The organism is Streptomyces sp. NPDC048255, from assembly GCF_040652415.1.
Taxonomy (GTDB): Bacteria; Actinomycetota; Actinomycetes; order Streptomycetales; family Streptomycetaceae; genus Streptomyces.
The window spans coordinates 1-1121 of record NZ_JBEZMA010000157.1 but is presented as its reverse complement, the minus strand read 5'-3'; the positions used below and the strand labels follow the sequence as shown (position 1 = coordinate 1121).

General features: G+C 55.7%; 2 protein-coding genes and 1 pseudogene. 2 read left to right on the top strand and 1 reads right to left on the bottom strand.

Going from position 1 to position 1121, the window contains the following annotated elements; translation table 11 throughout:
- A pseudogene (locus tag AB0D94_RS37925) lies at positions 1–198 on the top strand (porphobilinogen synthase); the annotation flags it as partial.
- A gap of 6 nt (positions 199–204) precedes the next feature.
- Complete coding sequence (locus AB0D94_RS37920; RefSeq protein ID WP_003806479.1) at positions 205–780, top strand: hypothetical protein; 576 nt, start codon at positions 205–207, stop codon at positions 778–780.
- Between the two features lie 33 nt (positions 781–813).
- Here AB0D94_RS37920 and AB0D94_RS37915 read toward each other — a convergent pair.
- Positions 814–1121: hypothetical protein (locus AB0D94_RS37915; protein WP_362062567.1), on the bottom strand; the 308-nt coding region annotated here is incomplete at its 5' end.

The following is a 1121-nucleotide window of genomic DNA, read 5'->3' as shown; positions in this document are numbered from 1 at the left end:
AAGGACGAATTCGGCGCGCCGACCTTCGTGTATCAAGTCAGCGGCGAGTACGCGATGCTGCGCGCCGCGATCCAGAACGGCTGGCTCGACGAACGCGGCTGCGTGCTGGAGTCGCTGACCTCGATCAAACGCGCCGGCGCCGACGGAGTGTTGACCTACTTCGCATTGGATGCGGCGCAGTGGATGCGCGAGGCCTAAAAAGCCGTGGATCGCACCGCGCTCAACGAAGCTAAGTCGCTGGTGTACAGAGATGCGCGAGTAGCGCTCATTGAGCTTAGAAAGCTAGAAATCCAAATCGCGCAACTAGACCATCTCAGCGAAAAGGTCCGAACGCTAAGAACTACTGACCTAAAAAAGGTTCGAGAGTATCGACAAGCTGCGATATTTTGCTACGGCATGTCTCTTGATCTTGAACGGAACGTAAGATTCTGTCCTACAGATAGAAGCGATCACGACTTCATCGCAACTTGGCAAGCTGACGACACTCACCATTTCGTTCCGGTGCAACTTAAAGAGCTGGTTCCTGAAGAACTAAACAAGACTCTCACCCTTGAACGATTGGTCGACAGCCTTTCCAAATACAAGGCATCACCAGACCTGACCGTAGCGATCTTCTTGAATCGCGAAGGCAGATTCGATCCTTCCGCGTTTCAAATCCCATCCACCGTGGATGTTGCGGGCGTCTGGTTAGTCTCCAACATTGGGACTGATAAATGGCGAATAATTGGCGACTTCATTAATCAAGTTCGCGTAATCGACTTCGACTACCCTCAAGCTTAGCTTGCTCCAACATTCCGTTTGTGGCGTTGATCGTTACTTTACTTCTCTATCGGCATTGCCGACGCACCCGCCCTTCCCCGTCGCCGCCGGCGCCGCCATCCGATAGATATCCTGCCGCCCCGCCTTCGGCGCCTTGGCAGTACCGTTGAGCAGCAACTCGGTCGGCTTGTTCCAGTCCAGCGTCGGCCCGAAGGTGAAATTCTCTTCGGTGTTGAACGACAGCTTCAGCGCAACCGCGTCGCCATAGCGCTGCCCGTCGCATTGCGCGACGAACAAGCGGAACGGCTTGTCGCCGTCCACGCTCTGCGAGCGGGTGAACACGATCGCGCGGCCGTCGCCGA